The organism is Geodermatophilus sp. SYSU D01106, from assembly GCF_054049995.1.
This window is the reverse complement of the sequence record NZ_JBJGYM010000018.1, coordinates 56,445-77,557: the sequence shown is the minus strand read 5'-3', so window position 1 is coordinate 77,557 and position 21,113 is coordinate 56,445. Positions and strand designations below refer to the sequence as shown.

The 21,113-nt window shown below is 76.3% G+C and carries 17 protein-coding genes and 1 tRNA gene; 14 read left to right on the top strand and 4 right to left on the bottom strand.

Annotated features, from left to right (window positions below):
• The first annotated feature begins 12 nt into the window (after positions 1-12).
• The 4 genes from ACI78R_RS17730 to nagB are packed head-to-tail and all read left to right on the top strand — an operon-like array spanning position 13 to position 3,677.
• Positions 13-999 carry a carbohydrate ABC transporter permease gene (locus ACI78R_RS17730; protein ID WP_457041679.1) on the top strand — a complete coding sequence of 329 codons (987 nt, stop codon included), beginning with the start codon at positions 13-15 and terminating at the stop codon, positions 997-999.
• Positions 996-1,913, top strand: a complete 918-nt coding sequence (locus ACI78R_RS17725) for a carbohydrate ABC transporter permease (protein WP_457041678.1) — start codon at positions 996-998, stop codon at positions 1,911-1,913. The genes ACI78R_RS17730 and ACI78R_RS17725 overlap by 4 nt, the downstream gene beginning before the upstream one ends.
• Positions 1,910-2,875, top strand: a complete 966-nt coding sequence (locus tag ACI78R_RS17720; protein WP_457041677.1) for an ROK family protein — start codon at positions 1,910-1,912, stop codon at positions 2,873-2,875. Before ACI78R_RS17725 ends, ACI78R_RS17720 begins: the two co-directional genes overlap by 4 nt.
• 19 nt (positions 2,876-2,894) lie before the next feature.
• Positions 2,895-3,677 (top strand): glucosamine-6-phosphate deaminase, encoded by a 783-nt coding sequence (gene nagB / locus ACI78R_RS17715; RefSeq protein ID WP_457041676.1) that lies wholly within the window; start codon positions 2,895-2,897, stop codon positions 3,675-3,677.
• Positions 3,678-3,687: 10 nt separating this feature from the next.
• On the opposite strand, the gene nagA is transcribed toward nagB, so the two are convergent.
• Positions 3,688-4,818 (bottom strand): N-acetylglucosamine-6-phosphate deacetylase, encoded by a 1,131-nt coding sequence (nagA, locus tag ACI78R_RS17710; protein WP_457041675.1) that lies wholly within the window; start codon positions 4,816-4,818, stop codon positions 3,688-3,690.
• Positions 4,815-6,275: a glycoside hydrolase family 3 N-terminal domain-containing protein gene (locus tag ACI78R_RS17705; RefSeq protein WP_457041674.1), complete on the bottom strand. Its 1,461-nt coding sequence runs from the start codon at positions 6,273-6,275 to the stop codon at positions 4,815-4,817. Before ACI78R_RS17705 ends, nagA begins: the two co-directional genes overlap by 4 nt.
• Positions 6,276-6,530: 255 nt before the next feature.
• On the opposite strand from ACI78R_RS17705, the gene ACI78R_RS17700 reads away from it, so the two are divergent.
• The 7 genes from ACI78R_RS17700 (at position 6,531) to ACI78R_RS17670 (ending at position 14,116) form a co-directional block, all read left to right on the top strand.
• Positions 6,531-7,607: an ABC transporter ATP-binding protein gene (locus ACI78R_RS17700; RefSeq protein ID WP_457041673.1), complete on the top strand. Its 1,077-nt coding sequence runs from the start codon at positions 6,531-6,533 to the stop codon at positions 7,605-7,607.
• A gap of 105 nt (positions 7,608-7,712) precedes the next feature.
• Entirely contained in the window at positions 7,713-9,245 is a 1,533-nt protein-coding gene (locus tag ACI78R_RS17695; protein ID WP_457041672.1) for an ABC transporter substrate-binding protein, read from the top strand.
• Positions 9,242-10,183 (top strand): ABC transporter permease, encoded by a 942-nt coding sequence (locus tag ACI78R_RS17690; protein ID WP_457041697.1) that lies wholly within the window; start codon positions 9,242-9,244, stop codon positions 10,181-10,183. Before ACI78R_RS17695 ends, ACI78R_RS17690 begins: the two co-directional genes overlap by 4 nt.
• 49 nt (positions 10,184-10,232) lie before the next feature.
• Positions 10,233-11,174 carry an ABC transporter permease gene (locus tag ACI78R_RS17685; RefSeq protein WP_457041671.1) on the top strand — a complete coding sequence of 314 codons (942 nt, stop codon included), beginning with the start codon at positions 10,233-10,235 and terminating at the stop codon, positions 11,172-11,174.
• Positions 11,171-12,172 carry an ABC transporter ATP-binding protein gene (locus tag ACI78R_RS17680; RefSeq protein ID WP_457041670.1) on the top strand — a complete coding sequence of 334 codons (1,002 nt, stop codon included), beginning with the start codon at positions 11,171-11,173 and terminating at the stop codon, positions 12,170-12,172. The genes ACI78R_RS17685 and ACI78R_RS17680 overlap by 4 nt, the downstream gene beginning before the upstream one ends.
• Positions 12,169-13,266: an ABC transporter ATP-binding protein gene (locus ACI78R_RS17675; protein WP_457041669.1), complete on the top strand. Its 1,098-nt coding sequence runs from the start codon at positions 12,169-12,171 to the stop codon at positions 13,264-13,266. The genes ACI78R_RS17680 and ACI78R_RS17675 overlap by 4 nt, the downstream gene beginning before the upstream one ends.
• A gap of 97 nt (positions 13,267-13,363) precedes the next feature.
• Positions 13,364-14,116 (top strand): MIP/aquaporin family protein, encoded by a 753-nt coding sequence (locus tag ACI78R_RS17670; protein ID WP_457041668.1) that lies wholly within the window; start codon positions 13,364-13,366, stop codon positions 14,114-14,116.
• Positions 14,117-14,159: 43 nt separating this feature from the next.
• Here ACI78R_RS17670 and ACI78R_RS17665 read toward each other — a convergent pair whose 3' ends face one another.
• Positions 14,160-15,974: a helicase-related protein gene (locus tag ACI78R_RS17665; RefSeq protein WP_457041667.1), complete on the bottom strand. Its 1,815-nt coding sequence runs from the start codon at positions 15,972-15,974 to the stop codon at positions 14,160-14,162.
• 226 nt (positions 15,975-16,200) lie between these two features.
• On the opposite strand from ACI78R_RS17665, the gene ACI78R_RS17660 reads away from it, so the two are divergent.
• On the top strand, positions 16,201-16,803 hold the full coding sequence (locus ACI78R_RS17660) for a CGNR zinc finger domain-containing protein (RefSeq protein WP_457041666.1): 603 nt from the start codon (positions 16,201-16,203) through the stop codon (positions 16,801-16,803).
• Between the two features lie 364 nt (positions 16,804-17,167).
• Here ACI78R_RS17660 and ACI78R_RS17655 read toward each other — a convergent pair whose 3' ends face one another.
• Complete coding sequence (locus tag ACI78R_RS17655) at positions 17,168-17,923, bottom strand: SDR family NAD(P)-dependent oxidoreductase (RefSeq protein ID WP_457041665.1); 756 nt, start codon at positions 17,921-17,923, stop codon at positions 17,168-17,170.
• Between the two features lie 487 nt (positions 17,924-18,410).
• Between ACI78R_RS17655 and ACI78R_RS17650 the strand changes: the two genes are divergently transcribed.
• Both ACI78R_RS17650 and ACI78R_RS17645 read left to right on the top strand, forming a co-directional pair.
• Positions 18,411-18,497 (top strand) — tRNA-Ser (locus ACI78R_RS17650).
• A gap of 90 nt (positions 18,498-18,587) precedes the next feature.
• On the top strand, positions 18,588-21,113 hold the full coding sequence (locus ACI78R_RS17645) for a putative bifunctional diguanylate cyclase/phosphodiesterase (protein WP_457041664.1): 2,526 nt from the start codon (positions 18,588-18,590) through the stop codon (positions 21,111-21,113).

The window sequence follows — 21,113 nt, the reverse complement described above, 5'->3', positions numbered from 1 at the left end:
CGGAGCGCCCCCATGGCCGCACCACCCCTGCCGCCGGAGACGGCGGCGCCCCCGCGCGACCCCGCGCCCCCCGGCCCCGCCCCGGCGCCGCCCCGCCCGGTGCCCCGGCGGGCCCCCTGGCGGGCGCGCCTCAACCCCTACCTGCTGCTCGTCCCCGCGCTGGTGCCGATCGCCGTCGGCCTCGGCTACCCGCTGGTCCGCCAGTTCCTGCTGTCCTTCCAGGAGTACGGCCTGGCGCAGCAGTTCGGCCGGCCCGCCGAGTGGGTGGGCCTGCGCAACTACACGGAGCTGCTGAGCGACCCCTACGTCTGGGGCGTCATCGGCCGGTCGGTGGCGTTCTGCCTGGTCAACGCCGGGCTCACCATGGCCGTCGGCGTCGGGCTCGCGGTGCTGATGAGCAAGGTCGGCCGCGCCGCCCGGATCACCCTGCAGGTCGGCATGCTGCTGGCCTGGGGCACGCCGGTGCTGGCCACCCTCACCGTCTGGCAGTGGCTGTTCGACTCCCAGTACGGCGTCGTCAACTGGGTGCTCGCCGGCCCGCTCGGGCTCGCCGAGTTCCGCGGCCACTCCTGGATCATCGAGCCGGCGTCCTTCTACCTCGTCGCCACGGTGATCGTGGTCTGGATGAGCGTGCCGTTCGTCGTCTTCACCACCTACGCCGCCCTGCTGCAGGTCCCGGCCGAGTGCGTGGAGGCCGCCCAGCTCGACGGCGCCAGCGCCTGGCAGCGCTTCCGCCACCTGTCGGTGCCCCTGATCAAGCCCGTGCTGCTCATCGCCGCCCTGCTGCAGGTCATCTGGGACCTGCGGGTCTTCACCCAGATCCACGTGCTGCAGAAGGCCGGCGCCCCGACCCGGGAGACCCACCTGCTCGGCACCTACGTCTACTCGCTGTCCCGGGAGTTCTCGATGGCCGGCGCCATGGCCACGGTCATGCTCGTCCTCACCCTGTGCCTCACCGGCTTCTACATCCGCCGCATGCTTCGGGACGAGGAGCTGTGAGCGCCGCCGTCCCGCCGGCGGTCGCCGTCCCGCCGGCCGCCCGCGGCGCCCGGCCCGCGCCCCGCCCGCGGCGGCGGGTCCGCCCGCGCACCCGCGCCGCGCGCTGGCTGCTCGGCGGCCTCGCCGTCGCCGTCGCGCTCGTCTGGGCGTTCCCCATCTACTGGATGGTCAGCAGCGCCTTCCTGCCGACGGCGCGGCTGCAGCGGCCAGAACCGACCTTCGTCCCCGTCGACGGGACGCTGGCCAACTTCCGGCAGGTCCTGACCGACGAGTCCTTCTACGCCTCGTTCCGCGTCTCGCTGGCGGTCACGGCGATCACCCTCGCCGGCGCGGTGCTGTTCGCGTTCGTCGCCGCACTCGCGATCAGCCGATTCCGCTTCCGCGGCCGGAAGTCGTTCATCGTGACCATTCTCGTGGTGCAGATGATCCCCGCCGAGGGACTGTTCATCTCGCAGTACGCCGTGCTCGACGGATGGGGTCTGGTGAATTCCGTCCTGGGGCTCTCCATCGTCTACGTGGCCGCCATTCTGCCGTTCACCGTATGGATGCTGCGCGGATTCGTGAACGGCGTCCCGCTGGAACTGGAGGAGGCGGCGATGGTCGACGGGCTGTCGCGCACCCGCGCCTTCTTCCGCATCACCTTCCCGCTGCTCGCACCCGGCCTCGTCGCCTCCGGCGTCTACGGGTTCCTGCAGGCGTGGAACGAGTACACGCTCGCGCTGGTCGTCATGACCGAGCCGGGCGAGCGGACCCTGCCGCTGTGGCTGCAGGGCCTGGTCGAGGCCAACCGGGCCACCGACTGGGGCGTGGTCATGGCCGGCTCGACGCTCATCGCCGTGCCGGTCATCGGCTTCTTCCTGCTCGTGCAGAAGCGGATGAGCGCCGGTCTGGTGGCCGGGGCGGTGAAGGGGTGACCGGGACCGCGGGGAGCTGGTCGGCGGGTCTGGACATCGGGGGCACCAAGGTCCTCGGCGTGCTGGTCGACGACGCCGGGACCGTCCGGGGCAGCGTGCGGGTGCCCACCCGCCGCGGCACCGACGGCGTGGTGGCCGCGGCCGCCGAGGTGGTGGAGCGGCTGTGCGCCGACGCCGGCCCCGGCGTGGGCGCGCTCGCGGCCGTCGGTGCCGGCGTCCCGGGGCTGGTCGACCCCGTGTCGGGGGAGGTGTCGCACGCGGTCAACCTCGGCATCGACGACCGCGGCGTGGCCCTGGCGCCGCTGCTGTCCGCCCGCCTCGGCGGGGTGCCGGTGACGGTGGAGAACGACCTCAACGTGGCCGCCGTCGGGGCCGCCCGGGTGCTCGGGCTGCGCGGCGACCTCGCGCTGCTGGGCCTGGGCACCGGCGTGGCCGCCGGCCTGCTGCTGGGCGGCGGGCTGCGGCGCGGGCACGGCGGCGGGGCGGGGGAGATCGGCCACGTGCCGCTCGACCCGCACGGCCCGCCCTGCCCGTGCGGCCAGCGCGGCTGCCTGGAGCTCTACGCCTCCGGCTCGGCGCTCGACGCCGCCTGGCCGGCGCCGGACGGGGTGCCCGCCGCGGCCGCCGTCTTCGCCGCCGCGGGGGCGGGGGACGCCGCGGCGGTGCGCGTCCGCGACCGGTTCGCCGGCGCGGTGGCGGCCGCCGTGCGCCTGCTGGTGCTCACCTGCGACGTCGAGCACGTGGTGCTCGGTGGCGGCGTGGCCGAGGTGGGGGAGCCGCTGGTCGCCGCGGTGCGCGACCGGCTGGAGCGGCAGGCCGACGGGTCGCCGTTCCTGCGCAGCCTGGGCATGCCGGCGCGGGTGCAGGTGGTCCCGCGCGGGGTGCCGGTGGCCCCGGTCGGGGCCGCGCTGACCGCCCGGGAGGCGGCCGGCCCGCGGCTCGCCGAGCCGCTCGCCCTGTGAGCGCCGGGGAGGTGGGCGCGTGGAGGTGATCGTGCTGCCGGGGCCCGACGACGTCGCCCGGGTGGCCGCCGACGTCGTCGCCGACGTCGTGCGGCGGTGCGCGGACGCGGTGCTCGGGGTGGCGACCGGCTCCTCGCCGGTGGGCGTCTACGCCGAGCTGGCCCGCCGGGTCACCGCCGGCGACCTGGACCTGTCCGGCGTCACCGCCTTCGCCCTCGACGAGTACGTGGGCCTGCCGGACGGGCACCCGGAGTCCTACGCGGCGGTGGTCGCCCGCGACGTCACGGGGCCGCTGCGGCTGGACCCCGCGCGGGTGCACGTGCCCGACGGCCGGGCGGCCGACCTGGAGGCCGCCGCGGAGGCGTACGAGCGGGCGATCGCCGGCGCCGGCGGGATCGACGTGCAGCTGCTGGGCATCGGCGCCAACGGGCACGTCGGGTTCAACGAGCCCACGTCGTCGTTCGGGTCGCGCACCCGGATCAAGACGCTCACCGCCCGCACCCGGGCCGACAACGCCCGCTTCTTCGCCTCGCCGGAGGAGGTGCCGCTGCACTGCCTCACCCAGGGGCTGGGCACCATCCTCGAGGCCCGCCGGCTGCTGCTGGTGGCGCAGGGGGAGGCGAAGGCCGACGCGGTGGCGGCCGCCGTCGAGGGGCCGCTGACCAGCATGTGCCCGGGCTCGGCGCTGCAGCTGCACCCGCGGGCGACCGTCGTCGTCGACGAGGCGGCGGCCGCGGGGCTGACGCTGCTCGGGCACTACCGGGAGGTGTACGCGGCCAAGCCGGCCTGGCAGCGCCCCTGACGGCAGGGGCTCAGCGCACGCGCGCGCCGGCCGCCCAGACCGCCGTGACGGACCGGTCCGGGTCGAGGGCGACGACGTCGGCGGCATAGCCGGGCGCCAGCCGCCCGAGCCGGTCGCCCAGGCCCAGCGCGCGGGCCGGCACGCTGGTCAGCGCCGCCACCGCCGGCACCAGGCCGATGCCGGCGGCGAGCGCGTTGCGCAGCGCCGCGTCCTGGGTGAGCGTCGAGCCGGCGATCGTGTCGGTGCCGGCGAGCACGGCCCGGCCGCCGCGGACGGTGACGTCGAGGGCGCCGATGCGGTGCGCGCCGTCGGGTCCGCCGGCCGCGGCCATCGCGTCGGTGACCAGCGCGACCCGGCCGGGCGCCCCGGCCACCAGCAGCGCCGCGACGACGGGGTGCACGTGCACGCCGTCGAGGACCAGCTCGAGGGTGACCCGCGGGTCGGCCAGCGCGGCGCCCACCGGACCCGGCTCCCGGTGGTGCAGGCCGGGCATGGCGTTGAGCGCGTGGGTGAGCAGCCGGGCGCCGGCGTCGACGGCCGCGGCGGTGAGCACGGCGTCGGCGTCGGTGTGCCCGACCGCGACGACGACCCCGGCGGCGCTGAACGCGCGGACGGCCTCCAGGGCGCCGGGCAGCTCGGGCGCGACGGTGACCTGGCGCAGCGCGCCCCGGGCGGCGGCGAGCAGCCGGGCGACGTCGTCCGGCGCGGGCGCGCGCAGGTGGCGCGGGTCGTGCGCGCCGCAGCGGGCCGGCGCCAGGAACGGGCCCTCGAGGTGCGCGCCGAGCACGGTGGGGTCCTCGGCGGCGAGGTCGGCGACGCCGGCCAGCGACGCCTCGAGCTCCTCGAGCGGGGCGGCGACCAGGCTCACCACCGACCGCGTGGTGCCCGCCGCCCGGTGCGCCGCGAGCGCGGCGCGGACCGCGTCGGGGCCGTCGTCGAAGGCCGCCCCGCCGCCGCCGTGGGCGTGCAGGTCGACGAAGCCGGGGACCAGGTCGGCGCCCGGGAGCTCGACCGTGTCGTCGGCCGACGGCGGGGGACCGGTGCCGGTGGCGGCGATCGTCGCGCCGTCGAGGAGCAGCCAGCCGCCGTCGACGGCGCCGCCCGCGTCGACCAGCCGCGCGCCCCGGACCAGCGTGGTCATCCGGCCAGCACCTCGGCTGCGGCCTCGGTGAGCACCCGCGCGGCGCCGTGCGTGACGACCGCCGGGCCGGGGGTGAGGGCGGCGTCGTCGGGCATGCCGAGCGCCACGACGACGGCGTCGGGCCGGTGCGCGAGCAGGCCGGCCAGCCAGGCGCGCTCGGTGGGGTGCCGGTACGCGTCGCGGACGGCGACCACCAGCGGCCGGCCCTGCGCCCGTGCCACCACCGCGGCGGCGCCCGGGTCGCCGTCGCGCACGGTCAGCGTCTCTGCGAGCAGGCCCCGCCGGGCCAGCGGCCCGGCGAGGTCCCACCGGGCGTCGCCGACGGCCATGTTCGCCTCCCCGCGCACCTCCACGACCACCGCCGGCGCGGCCAGCGGGACGACGTCGCGGCAGCGCAGCGCCCGGCGCGCGGCGGCCGCGCCGGGGTCGCCGTCCGGCGCCGGGCCGGCGACGCGCGCCGCCTGGCGGGCCCGCAGCGCCCGCACCCGCCCGGCCGCCTCGTGCAGCCGTTTCTCGGGCAGCGTGCCCGCGCGGACCGCGTCGGTCACCGCCCGGCGGAGCGCCGCGCAGTGCTCCTCGCCGTCCTCGGCGCCGACCAGCAGCAGGTCCGCGCCCGCCGCCAGCGACAGCGCGCCGGCCCCGGCGATGCCGTGCGCGGCCCGCACGCCCGCCATGTCGAGCGCGTCGGTGACCACCACGCCGTCGAAGCCGAGCTCGCCGCGCAGCACGTCGACCAGCCAGCGGCGGCTCAGCGTGGCCGGCTGCCCGTCGACGGCGGGGAAGACCACGTGCGAGGTCATCACCAGGTCGGCGCCGGCGGCCACCGCGGCGGCGAACGGCGGCAGCTCCCGGGCCCACGCGATCGCCGGGTCGACGTCGACCACCGGCAGGCCGAGGTGCGAGTCGACGGTGGTGGCCCCGTGGCCGGGGAAGTGCTTGGCGCAGGCGGCGACGCCCGCGGCCTGCAGCCCGGCCACGAACGCCGCGCCGTGCCGGGCGACCAGCGCCGGATCGGCACCGAAGGAGCGCACGCCGATCACCGGGTTGCGGGGGTCGCTGTTCACGTCGACCGACGGCGCGAGGTCGACGTCGACCCCGGCGGCCCGCAGGTCGGCGCCGACGGCCGCGGCGACCGCGCGGGTGAGCTCGACGTCGTCGACGACGCCGAGCGCCAGGTTGCCGGGGTAGCCGCTACCGACCAGGTAGTCCAGCCGGGTGACGTCGCCGCCCTCCTCGTCGAGGGTGACCAGCGCGTCGGGGGCGGCCGCGTGGACGGCGTCGCTGATGGCCCGCACCCGCTCGGGCGCCGGCTGCGCGGGCCCGGCGGTGAGGTTGGCGCCGTAGACGCAGACGCCGGCCATCCCGCGCTCCAGCGCCGCGCGGACCCAGCCGGGGACGGTGTCGCCCGCGAACCCGGGCACGAGGCAGGCGTCGACCAGGTCGTGCAGTTCCGGCATCGTCCCGCCGTTCTCCGAGGTGCGCCGGGAACGGTCCCCGGGCGGTCCGGGAATGGCGCGCGGGCAGCCTATCGGCGACGGGTGGAGCGGGGCCAGCGGCGCCATTCCGGCGCGCTCGGGGAAATGGTGGCGGGCGGCCCGCCGGGCCCTTTTCCGGCGTGCCCGGCTGCACTACTGTCGCGGCGTGCCGGGCGCCGTCCCGGCGTGCGCGGGGAATGGCTGCCCGTGCCCGTTCCCGCCCCCGGAGGCCCCGCGATGGCGACCGTCACCTACGACTCCGCGACGTGCGTCTACGACGGGGCCGACCGCCTCGCCGTCGACGCGCTCGACCTCGAGGTCGCCGACGGCGAGTTCCTCGTCCTCGTCGGGCCGTCCGGCTGCGGCAAGTCCACGTCGCTGCGGATGCTCGCCGGCCTGGAGCGGGTCGACGCCGGCCGGATCCTCATCGGCGGCCGCGACGTCACCGAGGCGGCGCCCAAGGACCGCGACGTGGCGATGGTGTTCCAGAACTACGCGCTGTACCCGCACATGACCGTCGGCGACAACATGGGCTTCGCGCTCAAGATCGCCGGGGTGCCCAAGGGGGAGATCCGGGAGCGGGTGGCCGAGGCGGCGCGGATGCTCGACCTCGAGCAGTACCTCGACCGGCGGCCCAAGGCGCTGTCCGGCGGGCAGCGGCAGCGGGTGGCCATGGGGCGGGCCATCGTGCGGCGGCCGCAGGTCTTCCTCATGGACGAGCCGCTGTCGAACCTCGACGCCAAGCTGCGCGTGCAGACCCGCACCCAGATCGCCTCGCTGCAGCGCCGGCTCGGGGTCACCACGGTCTACGTCACCCACGACCAGACCGAGGCGATGACCATGGGCGACCGGGTCGCGGTGCTCAAGGACGGCCTGCTCATGCAGGCCGGCCGCCCGCGCGAGCTCTACGACCGGCCGCGCAACGTCTTCGTCGCCGGCTTCATCGGCTCGCCCGCCATGAACCTGTTCACCCTCCCCGTGGCCGACGGCGGGGTGCGCCTCGGCGACCAGCTCGTGCCGGTGGCTCGCGAGGCGCTCGGCTCGGCCGACGCGGCGGAGGTGGTGCTCGGGGTGCGCCCGGAGGACCTCGAGCTCGCGGCGGAGGGGCTGGCGGTGGAGGTCGACGTCGTGGAGGAGCTCGGCGCCGACGCCTACGTCTACGGCCGCGCGCGGCTCGGCGGCGAGACGCACGTCGTCACCGCCCGCGTCGACGGCCGCCGCCCACCGCAGAAGGGCGACGTCGTCCGGGTGGCCCCGCGGCCGGGCTCGGTGCACCTGTTCCGCGCCGGCGACGGGGAGCGCATCGCCGCCTGAGGCAGCCGGGTGGCGGAAACGTAACGATCACCGTTTCGGTTCGCGGGGGCGCGCGGTCGGGGCCAGGGTCGGGAGGACGACGCCGACGAGCTCCGGAGGTCCCCCGTGCGCACGAACCGGCTCCTGCCCCTCGCCGCGGCCGCGGCCCTGCTGCTGTCCGCCTGCGGCGGCGGGGAGAGCGTCGACACCGGTGGCGGTGGCGGGGGGAGCGGCGGCGAGGGCGGCACGCTCGTCGCCGCGGTCGCGGCCCAGCCCGACCAGCTCGACCCGCACCAGACGACGGCCTATCCGAGCTTCCAGGTGCTCGAGAACGTCTACGACACCCTCGTGGTCCCGAACGCCGAGGACCTGACGATGGAGCCGAGCCTGGCGGAGAGCTGGGAGACCAGCGAGGACGGCCTGACCTGGACGTTCACCCTCCGCGAGGGCGTCACGTTCCACGACGGCAGCGAGTTCGACTCAGCCGACGTCGTCTACTCCTACCGGCGGATCATCGACGAGGAGCTGCAGAACTCCTACCGCTTCGCGACCGTCACCGGCGTCGAGGCCCCCGACCCGCGGACCGTCGTCCTGACGCTCAGCCAGCCCACGCCGAACCTGCTGGAGCGGATCGGGGCGTTCAAGGGCATGGCGATCCTGCCCGAGAACGCCGCCGAGGACATCGACCTCGTCACCGAGGCCAACGGCACCGGGCCCTTCCGCCTCGAGAGCACCGACGCGAGCAGCACCGTCCTCACCGCGTACGAGGACCACTGGGGCGGCGCCCCGAGCGTGGGCGGCGTCGAGTTCCGCTACATCACCGAGCCGGCCGCGGCGCTCACCGCGCTGCAGAACGGCGAGGTGCAGTGGACCGACAACGTCCCGCCCCAGCAGATCGAGTCTCTGGCCGACGACGACAGCGTCGAGCTGCAGACGACGCCGAGCGTCGACTACTGGTACCTGTCCATGAACTACGCCCGGCCGCCGTTCGACAACCGCGACGTCCGGCGGGCGATCTCCCTGGCCGTCGACCGCGAGGCCGTCGCCGAGGCGGCCTGGTTCGGCGCCGCGCAGGCCAACCAGACGGCGATCCCCGAGGACAGCTTCTTCCACCTCGACTACGCACCGTTCGAGCGCGACGTCGACCAGGCCCGGCAGCTGCTGTCGCAGGCCGGCGTGCAGACGCCGCTGACGATGGGCCTGATGGTCACCGACGAGTTCCCCGAGACCGTCACCGCCGCGCAGGTCATCGCCAGCCAGCTCGAGGAGATCGGCGTGACCGTCGAGATCGAGACGCTGGACTTCGCCACCTGGCTCGACCGGCAGGGCCAGGGCGACTTCGACGCCTTCTACCTCGGCTGGCTCGGCAACCTCGACCCGGCGGCCTACTACCAGGAGCAGCACCAGACCGACGGCCCGAACAACTACCAGGGCTACAGCAACCCGCAGGTCGACCAGCTGCTGCAGCAGGGCGCGGTGGAGACCGACGAGGACGCGCGCAAGCAGCTCTACGACCAGGCGGCGCAGATCATCGTCGACGACGTCTCCTACCTGTACCTCTACAACCCCGACGTCGTGCAGGCCTGGGCGCCGGGGCTGCAGGGCTACCGGATCCGCGCGGACAAGGCGATCGACTTCGCGACGGTGGAGCTGCCCTGAGCGGCTACCTCCTCCGCCGGGTCGGCCAGGCGCTGGTCGTCCTGGCGGGGGTGAGCGTCGTCGTCTTCGCCCTGGTCCAGCTGGTGCCCGGCGACCCGATCCGGCTGGCCCTGGGCACCCGGTTCGACCAGGAGACCTACGACGCGCTGCTGGCCCGGTCCGGGCTCGACCAGCCCCTGGTGCAGCAGTACCTCACCTGGGCCGGCCGGGCCGTCACCGGCGACCTCGGGGTCAGCTTCCGCAGCGGCGAGACCGTCACCTCGCTGATCGCCGAGCGGCTGCCGGCCACGCTCACGCTGGCGCTCGCCTCGATCCTCGTGGCGCTGCTCATCGCGGTGCCGCTCGGCACGATCTCGGCGCTGCGGCCCCGCTCGCTCGTCGACCGGGCGGCCACCGTGCTCAGCCAGATCGGCATCTCGGTGCCGGAGTTCTGGATGGCGATCGTGCTGATCCTGGTCTTCGCCGGGACGCTGGGCTGGCTGCCCTCGGGCGGCTACGTCGGGCTGACCGAGGACCCGGCCGGCTGGGCGCAGCGGCTGCTGCTGCCGGCCGTCGTCACCGGGGTGGTGTCCGGCTCGGTGATCACCCGGTTCGTCCGGTCGAGCGTGCTCGAGGCGCTCGGCGCCGACCACGTGCGGACCGCCCAGGCCAAGGGGCTGCCGCGGCGGCAGGTGTTCACCTGGCACGTGCTGCGCAACGCGCTGCTGCCGCTGGTCACGGTCACCGGCGTGCAGCTGGCCTACCTGCTCTCCGGCGTCGTCGTGGTGGAGATCGTCTTCTCCTGGCCGGGGCTGGGGCAGCTCGCGCTGCAGGCCGTCCAGGCCCGCGACTACCCGGTGCTGCAGGGCGCGATCCTGCTGTTCGCCGTGACCTTCCTGGTGATCAACCTGGTGGTGGACCTCCTGTACACAGCCATCGACCCGAGGATCCGGCGATGACACGCCGGCCGGGTCCTGCCGCGATGACACCCAGCCGAGGCCTGCTGCCATGACCGGCGCCCCGCTGCCCGAGCCGGCAGCCTCCCCGACCGCCACCGACGCCGGCGTCCGGTCCATGCAGCGGGCACCCCGGCCGCGGTGGCGGGAGACCCTCGGCCTGCTCGCCCGCAACCCGACGGCGGCGATCGCGGCCGCCGTCCTCGTGCTGCTCGTGCTCATGGCGGTGTTCGACGAGACCGTCGCGCCCGACGGGCCGAACGAGATCTCGGTCGACGACCGGCTGCAGGCGCCGAGCTGGGCGCACCCCTTCGGCACCGACGACCTCGGCCGCGACATCCTGAGCCGGGTGGTCCTGGGGGCCGGTGTCTCGCTGCGCGTCGGGTTCCTCGCCGTCGCGTTCGCGCTCGTCGTCGGCGCGCTCGTCGGGCTGCTGGCCGGCTTCTACGGCCGCTGGGTGGACGACGTCCTCATGCGGTTCATGGACGTCCTGTTCGCCTTCCCCGCCGTCCTGCTGGCGATCGCGGTGCTCGCCGTGCGCGGGCCGGGGGCGGGCAACACCGCGCTGGCCATCGGGATCGTCTACGTCCCGGTCTTCGCCCGGGTGACGCGGGCGAGCGTCCTCGGCGTGCGCGAGGAGGTCTACGTGCGGGCGTCGCGCTCGGTGGGCGCCTCGGACTGGCGGCTGCTCACCCGGCACGTGCTGCCCAACGCCGCTCCGCCGATCATCGTGCAGACCTCGATCAGCCTCGCGTTCGCCGTGCTGGCGGAGGCGGCGCTGTCCTTCCTCGGCCTGGGCACCCAGCCGCCGAACCCCTCCTGGGGGCTGATGCTCGCCGAGGGCCGTGGGTTCATCGACATCGCCTGGTGGCTGGCCTTCTTCCCCGGGATGGCGATCTTCCTGACCGTGCTGTGCTTCAACCTGCTCGGCGACGGCCTGCGCGACGTCCTCGACCCGCGCCAGCGCACCCTCATGGCCGGAGGTGGACGGTGACCGCCCCCCTCCTGGAGGTCGAGGACCTCCGCGTGCGGCTGCGCACCCCGCGCGGCCCGGCCGCGGTGGTCAACGGGCTGAGCTACACGGTGGGCCGCGGCGAGACGGTCGCCGTCGTCGGGGAGTCCGGCAGCGGCAAGAGCGTCTCCGTGCTGGCGCTGCTCGGCCTCCTCCCCGAGCGGGTGGCGACGGTGACCGGCAGCGCGCGCCTGGACGGCGAGGACCTGCTCACCATGTCGCCCGAGCGGCTGCGGCAGGTGCGCGGCCCCGGCGTCGGCATGGTGTTCCAGGACCCGATGACCTCGCTCAACCCCGTGCTGACCGTCGGCCGGCAGCTGGTCGAGGGGATCCGCGCGCACGGCGAGGTGTCGAAGGCCGCGGCGCGCGAGCGGGCGGCCGGGCTGCTGGCCGAGGTGGGTCTGCCCGACCCGCAGGGCGCGCTCGACCGCTATCCGCACGAGCTGTCCGGCGGCATGCGGCAGCGGGTGGTCATCGCGATCGCGCTCAGCAACAGCCCCGCGCTGCTGATCGCCGACGAGGCCACCACCGCGCTCGACGTCACGGTGCAGGCGCAGATCCTCGACCTGGTGGAGTCGCTGCAGGCCGACCACGGCACCGGCGTCATCTGGATCACCCACGACCTCGGCGTCGTCGCCGGCATCGCCGACCGGGTGCTGGTCATGTACGGCGGGCGCTGCGTGGAGGACGGCACGGTCGACGACGTCCTGGAGCGGCCCGCGCACCCCTACACGCGCGGCCTGCTCGGGGCGCTGCCGGACCTGGCCGCCGGCGACGGCGGCGACCTCGCCACCATCCCCGGCACGCCGCCGGCGCCCACCGACCTGCCGGCCGGCTGCGTCTTCTGGCCGCGCTGCCCGGTGCGCGGCGACGCCCGCTGCGAGACCGAGCAGCCCCCGCTGCAGGTGGTCGGCGCCGGGCTGTCGAAGGGGCTGCCGCACCGCGCGGCCACCTGGTGCACGGAGGGGAGCGTGCGGTGAGCTCGGTCTTCCTGGACAAGGGGTCCGCGCCGGGGCCGGCGCAGCGCGACGTCCTCGTCTCCGCCCGGGGGCTGGAGGTGCACTTCCCGGTCCGGTCGGGCGGCCCGCTGCGGCGGACGACGGGCGCGCTGCGCGCCGTCGACGGCGTCGACCTCGACGTCTACCGCGGCGAGACGCTCGGCCTGGTGGGGGAGTCCGGCTGCGGCAAGTCCACGCTGGGCAACGCGCTGCTGCGGCTGGTCCCGCCCACCGGCGGCACGGTCACCTTCGACGGCCTCGACGTCACCGCGATGGGCCGCCGGCAGCTGCGCGACCTGCGGCGGCGGGCGGGGATGGTCTTCCAGGACCCGTTCGCCTCGCTGGACCCGCGGCGCACGGTGGCCCAGACGGTGTCCGAGCCGCTGGAGGTGCACCGCCTGCACCCCGGCCGGCAGGCCCGCGCCGCGCGGGTGCGGGAGCTGCTGGAGCTGGTCGGGCTCGACCCCGCCGTCGCCTCCCGGTACCCGCACGAGTTCTCCGGCGGCCAGCGGCAGCGGGTCGGCATCGCCCGGGCGCTGGCCGGGGAGCCGGACTTCCTGGTCTGCGACGAGGCGATCGCCTCCCTCGACGTCAGCATCCAGGCGCAGGTGCTCAACCTGCTGCGCCGGCTGCAGCGGCAGCTCGGTCTCACGCTGCTGTTCATCTCCCACGACCTGTCGGCGGTGCGGCACGTCTCCGACCGGATCGCGGTCATGTACCTGGGCCGGGTGGTCGAGGTGGGGCCGGCGACCGCCGTCGCCGCGGAGCCGCAGATGCCCTACACGCGGGCGCTGCTGTCGGCGGTGCCGCTGCCGCACCCGGCGCTGGAGCGCTCCCGGCAGCGGATCGTGCTGCGCGGCGACGTCCCCTCGCCGGCCCGGGTGCCCAGCGGCTGCCGGTTCCGGACCCGCTGCCCCGACGTGTTCGAGCCCTGCCCCGACGTCGACCCGGCCCTGCAGGCGGTGGGCTCCGCTCCCGGGCACGTGGCTGCCTGCCACCTGCACGGCGTCGTCGGGACGCCCGTGCGGCGGGAGGACCCCGCCGCCCCGGCCGACGCCGGGGACCCGGCGCGCTGACCTGGCGGTACGCGACCGTCCGTTTGCCGATAAGGCCACCCGGCTAGTGGCCCCCGGATCAGGCGGCGCGGGGGCGCCGCCGGGAACGGGGAGCGGGATGGCGTCGAACAGGACGACCTCGAGGGTCGGGTCCACCGGCCTCTACGGCAGCAGGATCGGGGACCGGCTGGGGCGCGCGGCGCTCACCGAGGTGATCGGGACGGCGATCCTGGTGTTCGTCGGGACGAGCACCGTGGTCGCGGGCCCGGCCACCGGCAACAGCCTCTTCGAGCTGGTCGGCGTGGTGCTGGCCTTCGGGGTGACGCTGGTGGCGCTGGCCGCGGCCCTCGGGCACGTCTCGGGCTGTCACCTCAACCCCGCCGTGACGCTGGGGCTGGCCGTGACGCGGCGCTTCCCGTGGCCGGCCGCCGGGGTCTACGTCGTCGCGCAGCTGCTCGGCGGTCTGCTCGGCGCGGCCGCCACGTGGGCGGTCTACGGCAGCGCGGCGCGCGAGGAGGGGCTGCTCGGCGCCACGACGCCGCAGGAGGGCGTCTCGGCCGGCCAGGCGTTCCTGGCCGAGGCGCTGGTGACGTTCGTGCTGGTGCTCGTCGTGGTGTCGGTGGCCACCGACGACCGCGCCGAGTCCGCGATCGCCCCGGTCGCCGTCGGGTCCGCCCTGGCGGCCGGCATCTTCGCCGTCGGCGGGCTCACCGGCGGCGCGGTGAACCCCGCGCGCGCCTTCGGCCCCAACCTGCTGGCCGGCCAGGTCGGGCCGCTGTGGATCTACCTGCTGGCCCCGGTGGTGGGAGGCGTCCTCGCCGCACTCGTGTACGACCGGCTGCTCTCCCGCGGCGAGCCGCCGGAGGCCTGACCGCCCGGCTGCGGCCGCCCCCGTGGGCGGCCGCAGCCCGAGGTCAGCCGCGGCCGCTGCGGGTGGGCCGCCGGCCCTGCCGGGAGCCCGAGCGGGGCGCCCGCCGGGAGTCCCGGCCGCCGGCGCGGGGATGCCCGTCGGAGCCGCGGCCGCGCGGGGCGCTGCACGGGCGGCAGGTGGAGAACCACGGCGCGATCGGCGTCCCGCACTCCACGCACGCCGACGACCGGCTGACCGCGATGGCGTCGGGCAGCAGCTCGCTGATGGCCTCCGCGCACTCCTCCTCGACCCAGGCGGCGTCGTCGCCGTCCAGCCCGGCGACGCCGGGGAACTGGCGCAGCAGCGTCTGGGCGTCGCGGGCGGCCGCGGCGGCCTGCTCGAACTCCTCGACGCTGCCGCCGACCGGCACGTCGGGCAGCACGACCTCCGGCCGGACCGGCAGGCCGACGGCGTGCCGCAGGGCCGCGCGGGCGAGCAGCAGCCAGCGGGTGCGCCGCGGCGGCTCGTAGTCGATGGGCAGGCGGACCAGCCGCCAGACGGTGTGCAGGTCGCCGGCCGCGCCGAGCGGGCCGCGCAGCAGGGGCAGCAGCGCCTGCACCCGCAGCACGAGGGCGGTGACGTCGTCGGGCGCGACGGCCTGGTCGCGGGTGGCCGCGCGGGCCCACGCCTGCCACCGGACCAGCGCCTCGGGCAGGTCGACGGGCTCGAGCGCCCCGAGGTCGTCGAGCTCGGGTCGCAGCCGCGGCATGCGCCCGGGCAGGTCGCTCGGCCGGTCGCCGCGGGCCACCTCGGCGCCGAGGGACACCAGCGCGGCCGACGGCTTGAGACCGCGCACGCCGGTGAGGATCCCGACGGTGCCGTGCCCGGTGAGGCCGTAGCGGCCGGCGCGCCCCGCGATCTGCGCGGCCTCCCAGCTGCGCAGCGGCCGCAGCTCGGTGCCGTCGAACTTCGTCGTCTCGGCGAACAGCACGGTGGTGGCCGGCACGTTGATGCCGTGGCCGATGACGTCGGTGGTCACCAGGACGTCGAGCTCGCCGGTGGTGAACCGCTCGATGACCTCGCGGCGGGTGGCCGGCGGCAGCGCGCCGTAGAGGACGCCGACCTTGCCGGGCCGGTGCCGGTCGAGCTCGGCGGCGACGGCGTAGACGGTCTTGCGGGAGAAGGCGACGACGAGCGTCTGCGGCCGGACGCCGGTGGTGCGGACCGGGGCGCGCAGGACGTCGAGCCGCGACAGCCGCCGGTGGTGCACGACCTCGACGTCGTCGGCGTCGGCGACCAGCGGCGCGAGCAGCGGGTGCGCCTCGGCCGCGGCGATCAGGTGCATCTCCCGGTACGCGCCGGTGAGCAGGAGCCGCGCCCAGGTGTGGCCGCGGTCGGGGTCGGCGACCCAGTGCGACTCGTCGAGCACGAGCATCTCGCCGGCCATCGGGGCCTTCTCGACGGTGCAGCACAGGACGGGCGCGCCCGGGTCGATCTCCTCCTCGCCGGTGGACAGGCCGACGGTGCCCTCGGGCAGCAGCGCGGAGAGCTTGGCGTAGGCCTCGTGCGCCAGCTGGCGCAGCGGCGCGGCGTAGACACCGGACCCGCCGGCGGCCAGCGCCTGCAGCGACTCGTACGTCTTGCCGGAGTTGGTGGGGCCCAGGTGGAACACCACGCGCTGCGGCGGGGTGGCGCGCACGGGGAGGTCCGGCGCGGTGGCCTCGACCCAGCGCTGCTGGGCGGCCCGCTCGGCGCGGGCGGCCTCCCGCTCGGCGGCACGCTCGGCGGCGCGGGCGGCGGCGCGGTCGCCGGGGTCGTACGTGTCGTGCGTGTCGTACGCGGTCCGGACGGGCGGGCGGTCGGCGTCGGGGCGCCGCACCCGGCGGCGGGCGGTGGACGGCTGGGGAGCGGTGTCGGTCAGGAGGGGTCCTCGGGTCGTTCGCGGGGCAACTCCGGGTCAACACCGCGGGCACCGCGGACATGCCCGCGCCCGGGCGTCGTCTGCCGTACGCCCGGCCGGAGGTCCCCACTGCCCGGGTGCCGCGTCGTGCGTGAAGCAACCCAACCGCGTACACCTGCGTTGACGGGCCGGTTACGATGAGGGCATGGGCGGAGCGGCCGAGACGATGACCAGCCGTTACGGCCTCGCACTCGCGCCCGGGGGACTCTTCGTCGCCCAGGAGCTGGTGAACACCGGCGTCCCGAGGGGAGCGGCGGACGATCCCCTGCTGGAGGCGGGGGCGGCGCAGGACTGGCTCGACACCACGATGGCCGAGTGGTCGGCCAGGACGGGGCAGGCGGACCCCCACCTGTCCCTCGGCGACCGCGACCTGCCGCGCCTGCGCGAGTTCCGTGAGGTGGTGGACGGCTGGCTCCGCGGGCAGCAGTCCCGGGCGTCCTCGACGATGTCCCTCGGCCTGACCTCGGACCGGGGCATCACCTACGCACCGCGTGGGCCCGGGGCCGCGGGACTGCAGGCGGTCGTCGTGCTCGAGCTGCTGCTGGCTTCCCGCACTGATGCGCTCCGACGGTTGAAGGTGTGCGCCAACCCCGAGTGCGGCGCGGCCTTCCACGACGAGTCGCGCAACGGCAGCCGCCGCTGGCACGACGTCAGGACGTGTGGGAACACGGTCAACCTCCGTCGGGCGAGGGCACGCAAGGCCGCTGCCCCGGCTGGTGGTGCCGAGGGGGCCCGCGAGGTCGACTGAGGGACCCCCGCCTGCGGGACGGGTCCTGCGGACCGCCCTGCAGCCGGCCCGGTGGGTCGCGGCCTCCACCGTGTCGGCGCAGGATGCGCCGGACGGGGAGGAGGTCGTCCCGGTGCAGCAGGTGGGTCGTCCTCGTGGCCCGGTGGGCCGCGGAGGTGCCGGCGGTGCGTGACCGGCCGTCGCCTGGCCGGCCGGTGGGCCTGCGCGGGTCCCTCCGTCGGGCACGCCTGGGTGGCAGTGGACGTCGGCCTGGGAGCGGGCGCCGGTGGGCCGACCTCGAGTCGGCCCACCCGCGCCTCGCGGAGTGCGGCGGCGTCGCCGCGCCAGGTGCAGGTGGGCCCACCCCGGGGTCGGCCCACCTGCGTCAGGCTGCGTGCGGGCGCAGCAGCAGCTCGTTGATCGCGACGTGCCGGGGGCGGGAGACGACGTAGGCGATCGAGTCCGCCACGTCCTCGGCCTGCAGCAGCGCCGTGGCCGCGATGGACTCCTTCGCCGCCTCCAGCACCTCGGGGCGGATGTGGGTGAACAACTCGGTGCCCACGGGGCCGGGCTCGATCAACGAGACCCGCACGTTGCGGCTGGACACCTCCAGGCGCAGCGACTCCGCGAAGGCGCCCACGCCGTGCTTGGTGAGGTTGTAGACGCCCATCCCCAGCGCCGCCGACCGGCCGGCCTCGGAGCTGACGTTGACGATGTCAGCGGTGCGCCGGGGGCCGGCCGCGGCCTCGAGCAGGTGCGGCAGTGCGGCGTGCGAGGCGTACAGCAGCCCCTGCAGGTTGATCGCGATCATCCGGTCCCACTCGTCGACCGGCGCGCCCTCGATCGATCCGAGCAGCATCACCCCGGCGTTGTTGACCAGGGTGTCCAGTCGCCCGAAGGCGGCCACGGTCTGCTCGACGGCAGCGGCGGCCTGGGCGCGGTCGGTGATGTCGGCCTCGACGACCTCGGCCTTGCTGCCGAGCGCACGGACCTGCTCCGCGATCTCCTCCAGGCGGTCCCGGCGGCGCGCGACGAGCGCCACGTCGGCGCCCCGAGTGGCCAGCGCCAGCGCCGTGGCGGCCCCGATCCCGCTGCTGGCGCCGGTGACGAGCGCGGCGGTCCCGGTGAGCGTGGTGGTCATGACGTCCTCCTGAGGTGTTCGGTCCGAAGGCCACTATGACATAGCCAAACCCTGTTTGGCTATGTCGCCAACCGGACTCCTCCGATCGGTGCGCGGAAGGCGTGCGACGCCTGTGGGGACTCCGGGTCGAGGCCCGCTCGAGCACGCGGGACCGGCGCCACGGCCAGGAGTTCACGGGTGGCTCGTGCACCGGTCAGGAGCGGCGAGGACGACCGTCGACCGCCCCTCCGTCGCTGCGGACCCGGCCGCCGCCGCTCCCGCGGCGCAGCTCGCGGCTCGCGGTGGCCCCGCGGCGATCGACCCCGGCCCCGACGTCCGTCGCGAGGCGCTGCTGCGCGAACAGCGGGGCTCCGTAGCATGAGACCCAGCGTGTGGCTCCTCGTCCATCGATCAACGGCACGAAGGGGTCTCCAGGGGGGCGGCTGGGAAGCGCACGGGGCGCACGTCAGTACGGCATCGATGCAGTCACACCGCATCGATGCAGCCGGGAGGGCTCGCCTAGAGGCCGATGGCGGCGGTCTTGAAAACCGCTATGGGGTCACACCCATCGTGGGTTCGAATCCCACGCCCTCCGCTCGCGCCGCCGGTTCCCCTCCGTGCGCCGTCCATCGCCTAGCGTGTGCCCCTCCGCGGGGGAACCGGGCCCCGCGGGCCGGGGAGTGCGATGAGCGGGGCAGCGGTGCCGGACGCCGGCACGCAGGCGCGGGAGGACGACGCCGCGGCGCTGGAGCGCAGCCGCCGCTGGCTGGCCGAGGCCCAGCGGCTGGCCGCGCTCGGCAGCTGGGAGTGGGACGTCCGCACCGGCGCCGTCCTGTTCAGCGACGAGCTCCGCGCCGTCTACCGCCTCGACCCCTCGGTCACGCCGACCTTCGCCACCTGCCTGGAGATGGTCCACCCCGACGACCGCCCGCGGGCCGAGCGGGCCATCCTCGCGGCGCTCGCCGACGGCGGGGTCTTCGACCTCGACCACCGCGTCGTGTGCGGCGACGGCGCCGTCATCTGGGTGCGGGCGCGCGGCTCGGTGACCCGCGGCGAGGACGGCAGCCCGCTGCTGCTCGTGGGCACCGCGCAGGACGTCACCGAGCGGGTGGCGATCGAGGCCCGCCTGCAGGAGAGCGAGCGGCGGCTGCTGGAGGCCCAGCGGGTGGCCCGCCTGGGCCGGTGGGACTGGGACGTGCGCAGCGACGTCGTCGTCTGGTCCGACGACATGTTCCGCATCTTCGGCATCCCGCCGGCCGCGCTGGAGCCCACGGTCGAGGGCTACCTGGCGCGGGTGCACCCCGACGACCGCGACGAGCTGCTGCAGATGCTCGCCGACGTCCGGGCCGGCCGGGAGGACTACGCGCTCGAGCACCGGGTGCTGCGCGCCGACGGCAGCGTCGGCTGGGTGAGCTGCCGGGCCGCCGTCGTCCGCGACGACGACGGCGCCGAGGTGCGCCTGCACGGCACCGCCACCGACGTCACCGAGCGCAAGCTCGCCGAGCTGGCCGCCGCCCGCGCCACGGCCGAGCTGGCCGCCCGCGCCGAGCAGCTGCGCCGGATGGCCTTCACCGACCCGCTCACCGGCCTGGCCAACCGCGCCCTGTTCGCCGACCGGCTGCAGCACGCCCTCGACGCCCGCTCCCCGGCCGGCGTCAGCGTGCTGCTGGTCGACCTCGACGACTTCAAGGACGTCAACGACGTGCTCGGCCACCAGGTCGGTGACCGGCTGCTCGTCGAGGTCGCCGGGCGGCTGACCCGCTGCGTGCGCCCGGAGGACACCGTGGCCCGCCTGGGCGGCGACGAGTTCGCCGTCGTGCTCGCCGAGGCCGCGCACGGCGAGCAGGTGGCCCGCCGGATCGGGGCGGCGCTGGACACCCCGGTGCGGTTCGGTGACCGGCAGCTCGTGCCCACCGGCAGCATCGGCCTGGCCCGGGTGGCCGGCGGCGAGCCCGTCCCCGCCGACGTGCTCCTGCAGCAGGCAGACATCGCGATGTACGCGGCCAAGCGCGCCGGCAAGGGCCGCTACGAGGTGTTCGACCCGACGATGTCCACGGCGGTGCTCGCCCGCGCCGACGTCGAGAACGGGCTGCGCCAGGCGCTCGACCGCGACGAGCTCGTCGTGCACCTGCAGCCGCTGGTCGACGTGACCGCCCGCGCGGCCACCCGGGTCGAGGCGCTGGTCCGCTGGCCGCGCCCGTCCGGGCTGGCGCTGCCGGCCGACTTCCTCCCGGTCGCCGAGCGCAGCGGCCTGGTGCGCACCCTCGGCCAGCAGGTGCTGCGGGCCGCCTGCCGGGGGCTCGCCCCGTGGCTGGCGGCCGACCCGGGCCGCTCGGTGGCGGTCAACGTCTCGCCGGTGCAGCTGCGCGAGCCGGACTTCGCGACGACGGTGCTCGGCATCCTGGCGCGCACCGGCGTCGGCCCGCGGCAGCTGCTGCTGGAGGTGACCGAGACGCTGTTCCTCGAGGCCGGCCCGCGGGTGGTCGGCCAGCTCGCCGAGCTGCGCGCCGCGGGCATCCGGGTGGCCATCGACGACTTCGGCACCGGCTACTCCTCCCTCGGCCGGCTGCAGGACCTGCCTGTCGACGGCGTCAAGGTCGACCGCACCTTCGTCCAGCAGATGGGCGCCGGCCCGGGGGACGCCGCGATCCTCACCGCGATGGTCACCCTCGCCCACGACCTCGGCCTCGAGGTGACCGCCGAGGGCGTGGAGACCCGGGACCAGGCGACCCGGCTGCTGGAGCTGGGCGTGGACCACCTGCAGGGCCACCACCTGGCCCGCCCGGTGCCGCTGGACGCGCTCGACGACGCGGTGGCCGCGGCCGGCGCCGCGGTGCGGGCCGCCGCCGGCTGCCCGGGCCGGTCCGGGCGGGCCACCGTGCAGCTCGTCGCCGGCGAGGACGCCCTCGGGCGGGCGGTGCGCGGCGCCCTGGTGCGCGCCGGCCTCGCCGTGGCCGGGCCGGGCGAGCCGCCGGACGCCGTCGTGCTGGTCACCGCCCGCGGCGAGGACGCGCTCGCCCGGCCGGCCGCGCTGCGGCCCCCGGGCGGTGCCGCCGTCCTGGTGCTGTGCGCGCGGGCCGACCGGGCGACCCGGGCGCGGCTGCTCGCCGCGGGTGCCGACGACGTCGTCGTCGACCCGGGCTGCCCGGCGGGCCTCGCCGACCGGGTGCGCGGGGCGCTGCGGACGGCGGCCGCCGAGGCGGGCGGCTGA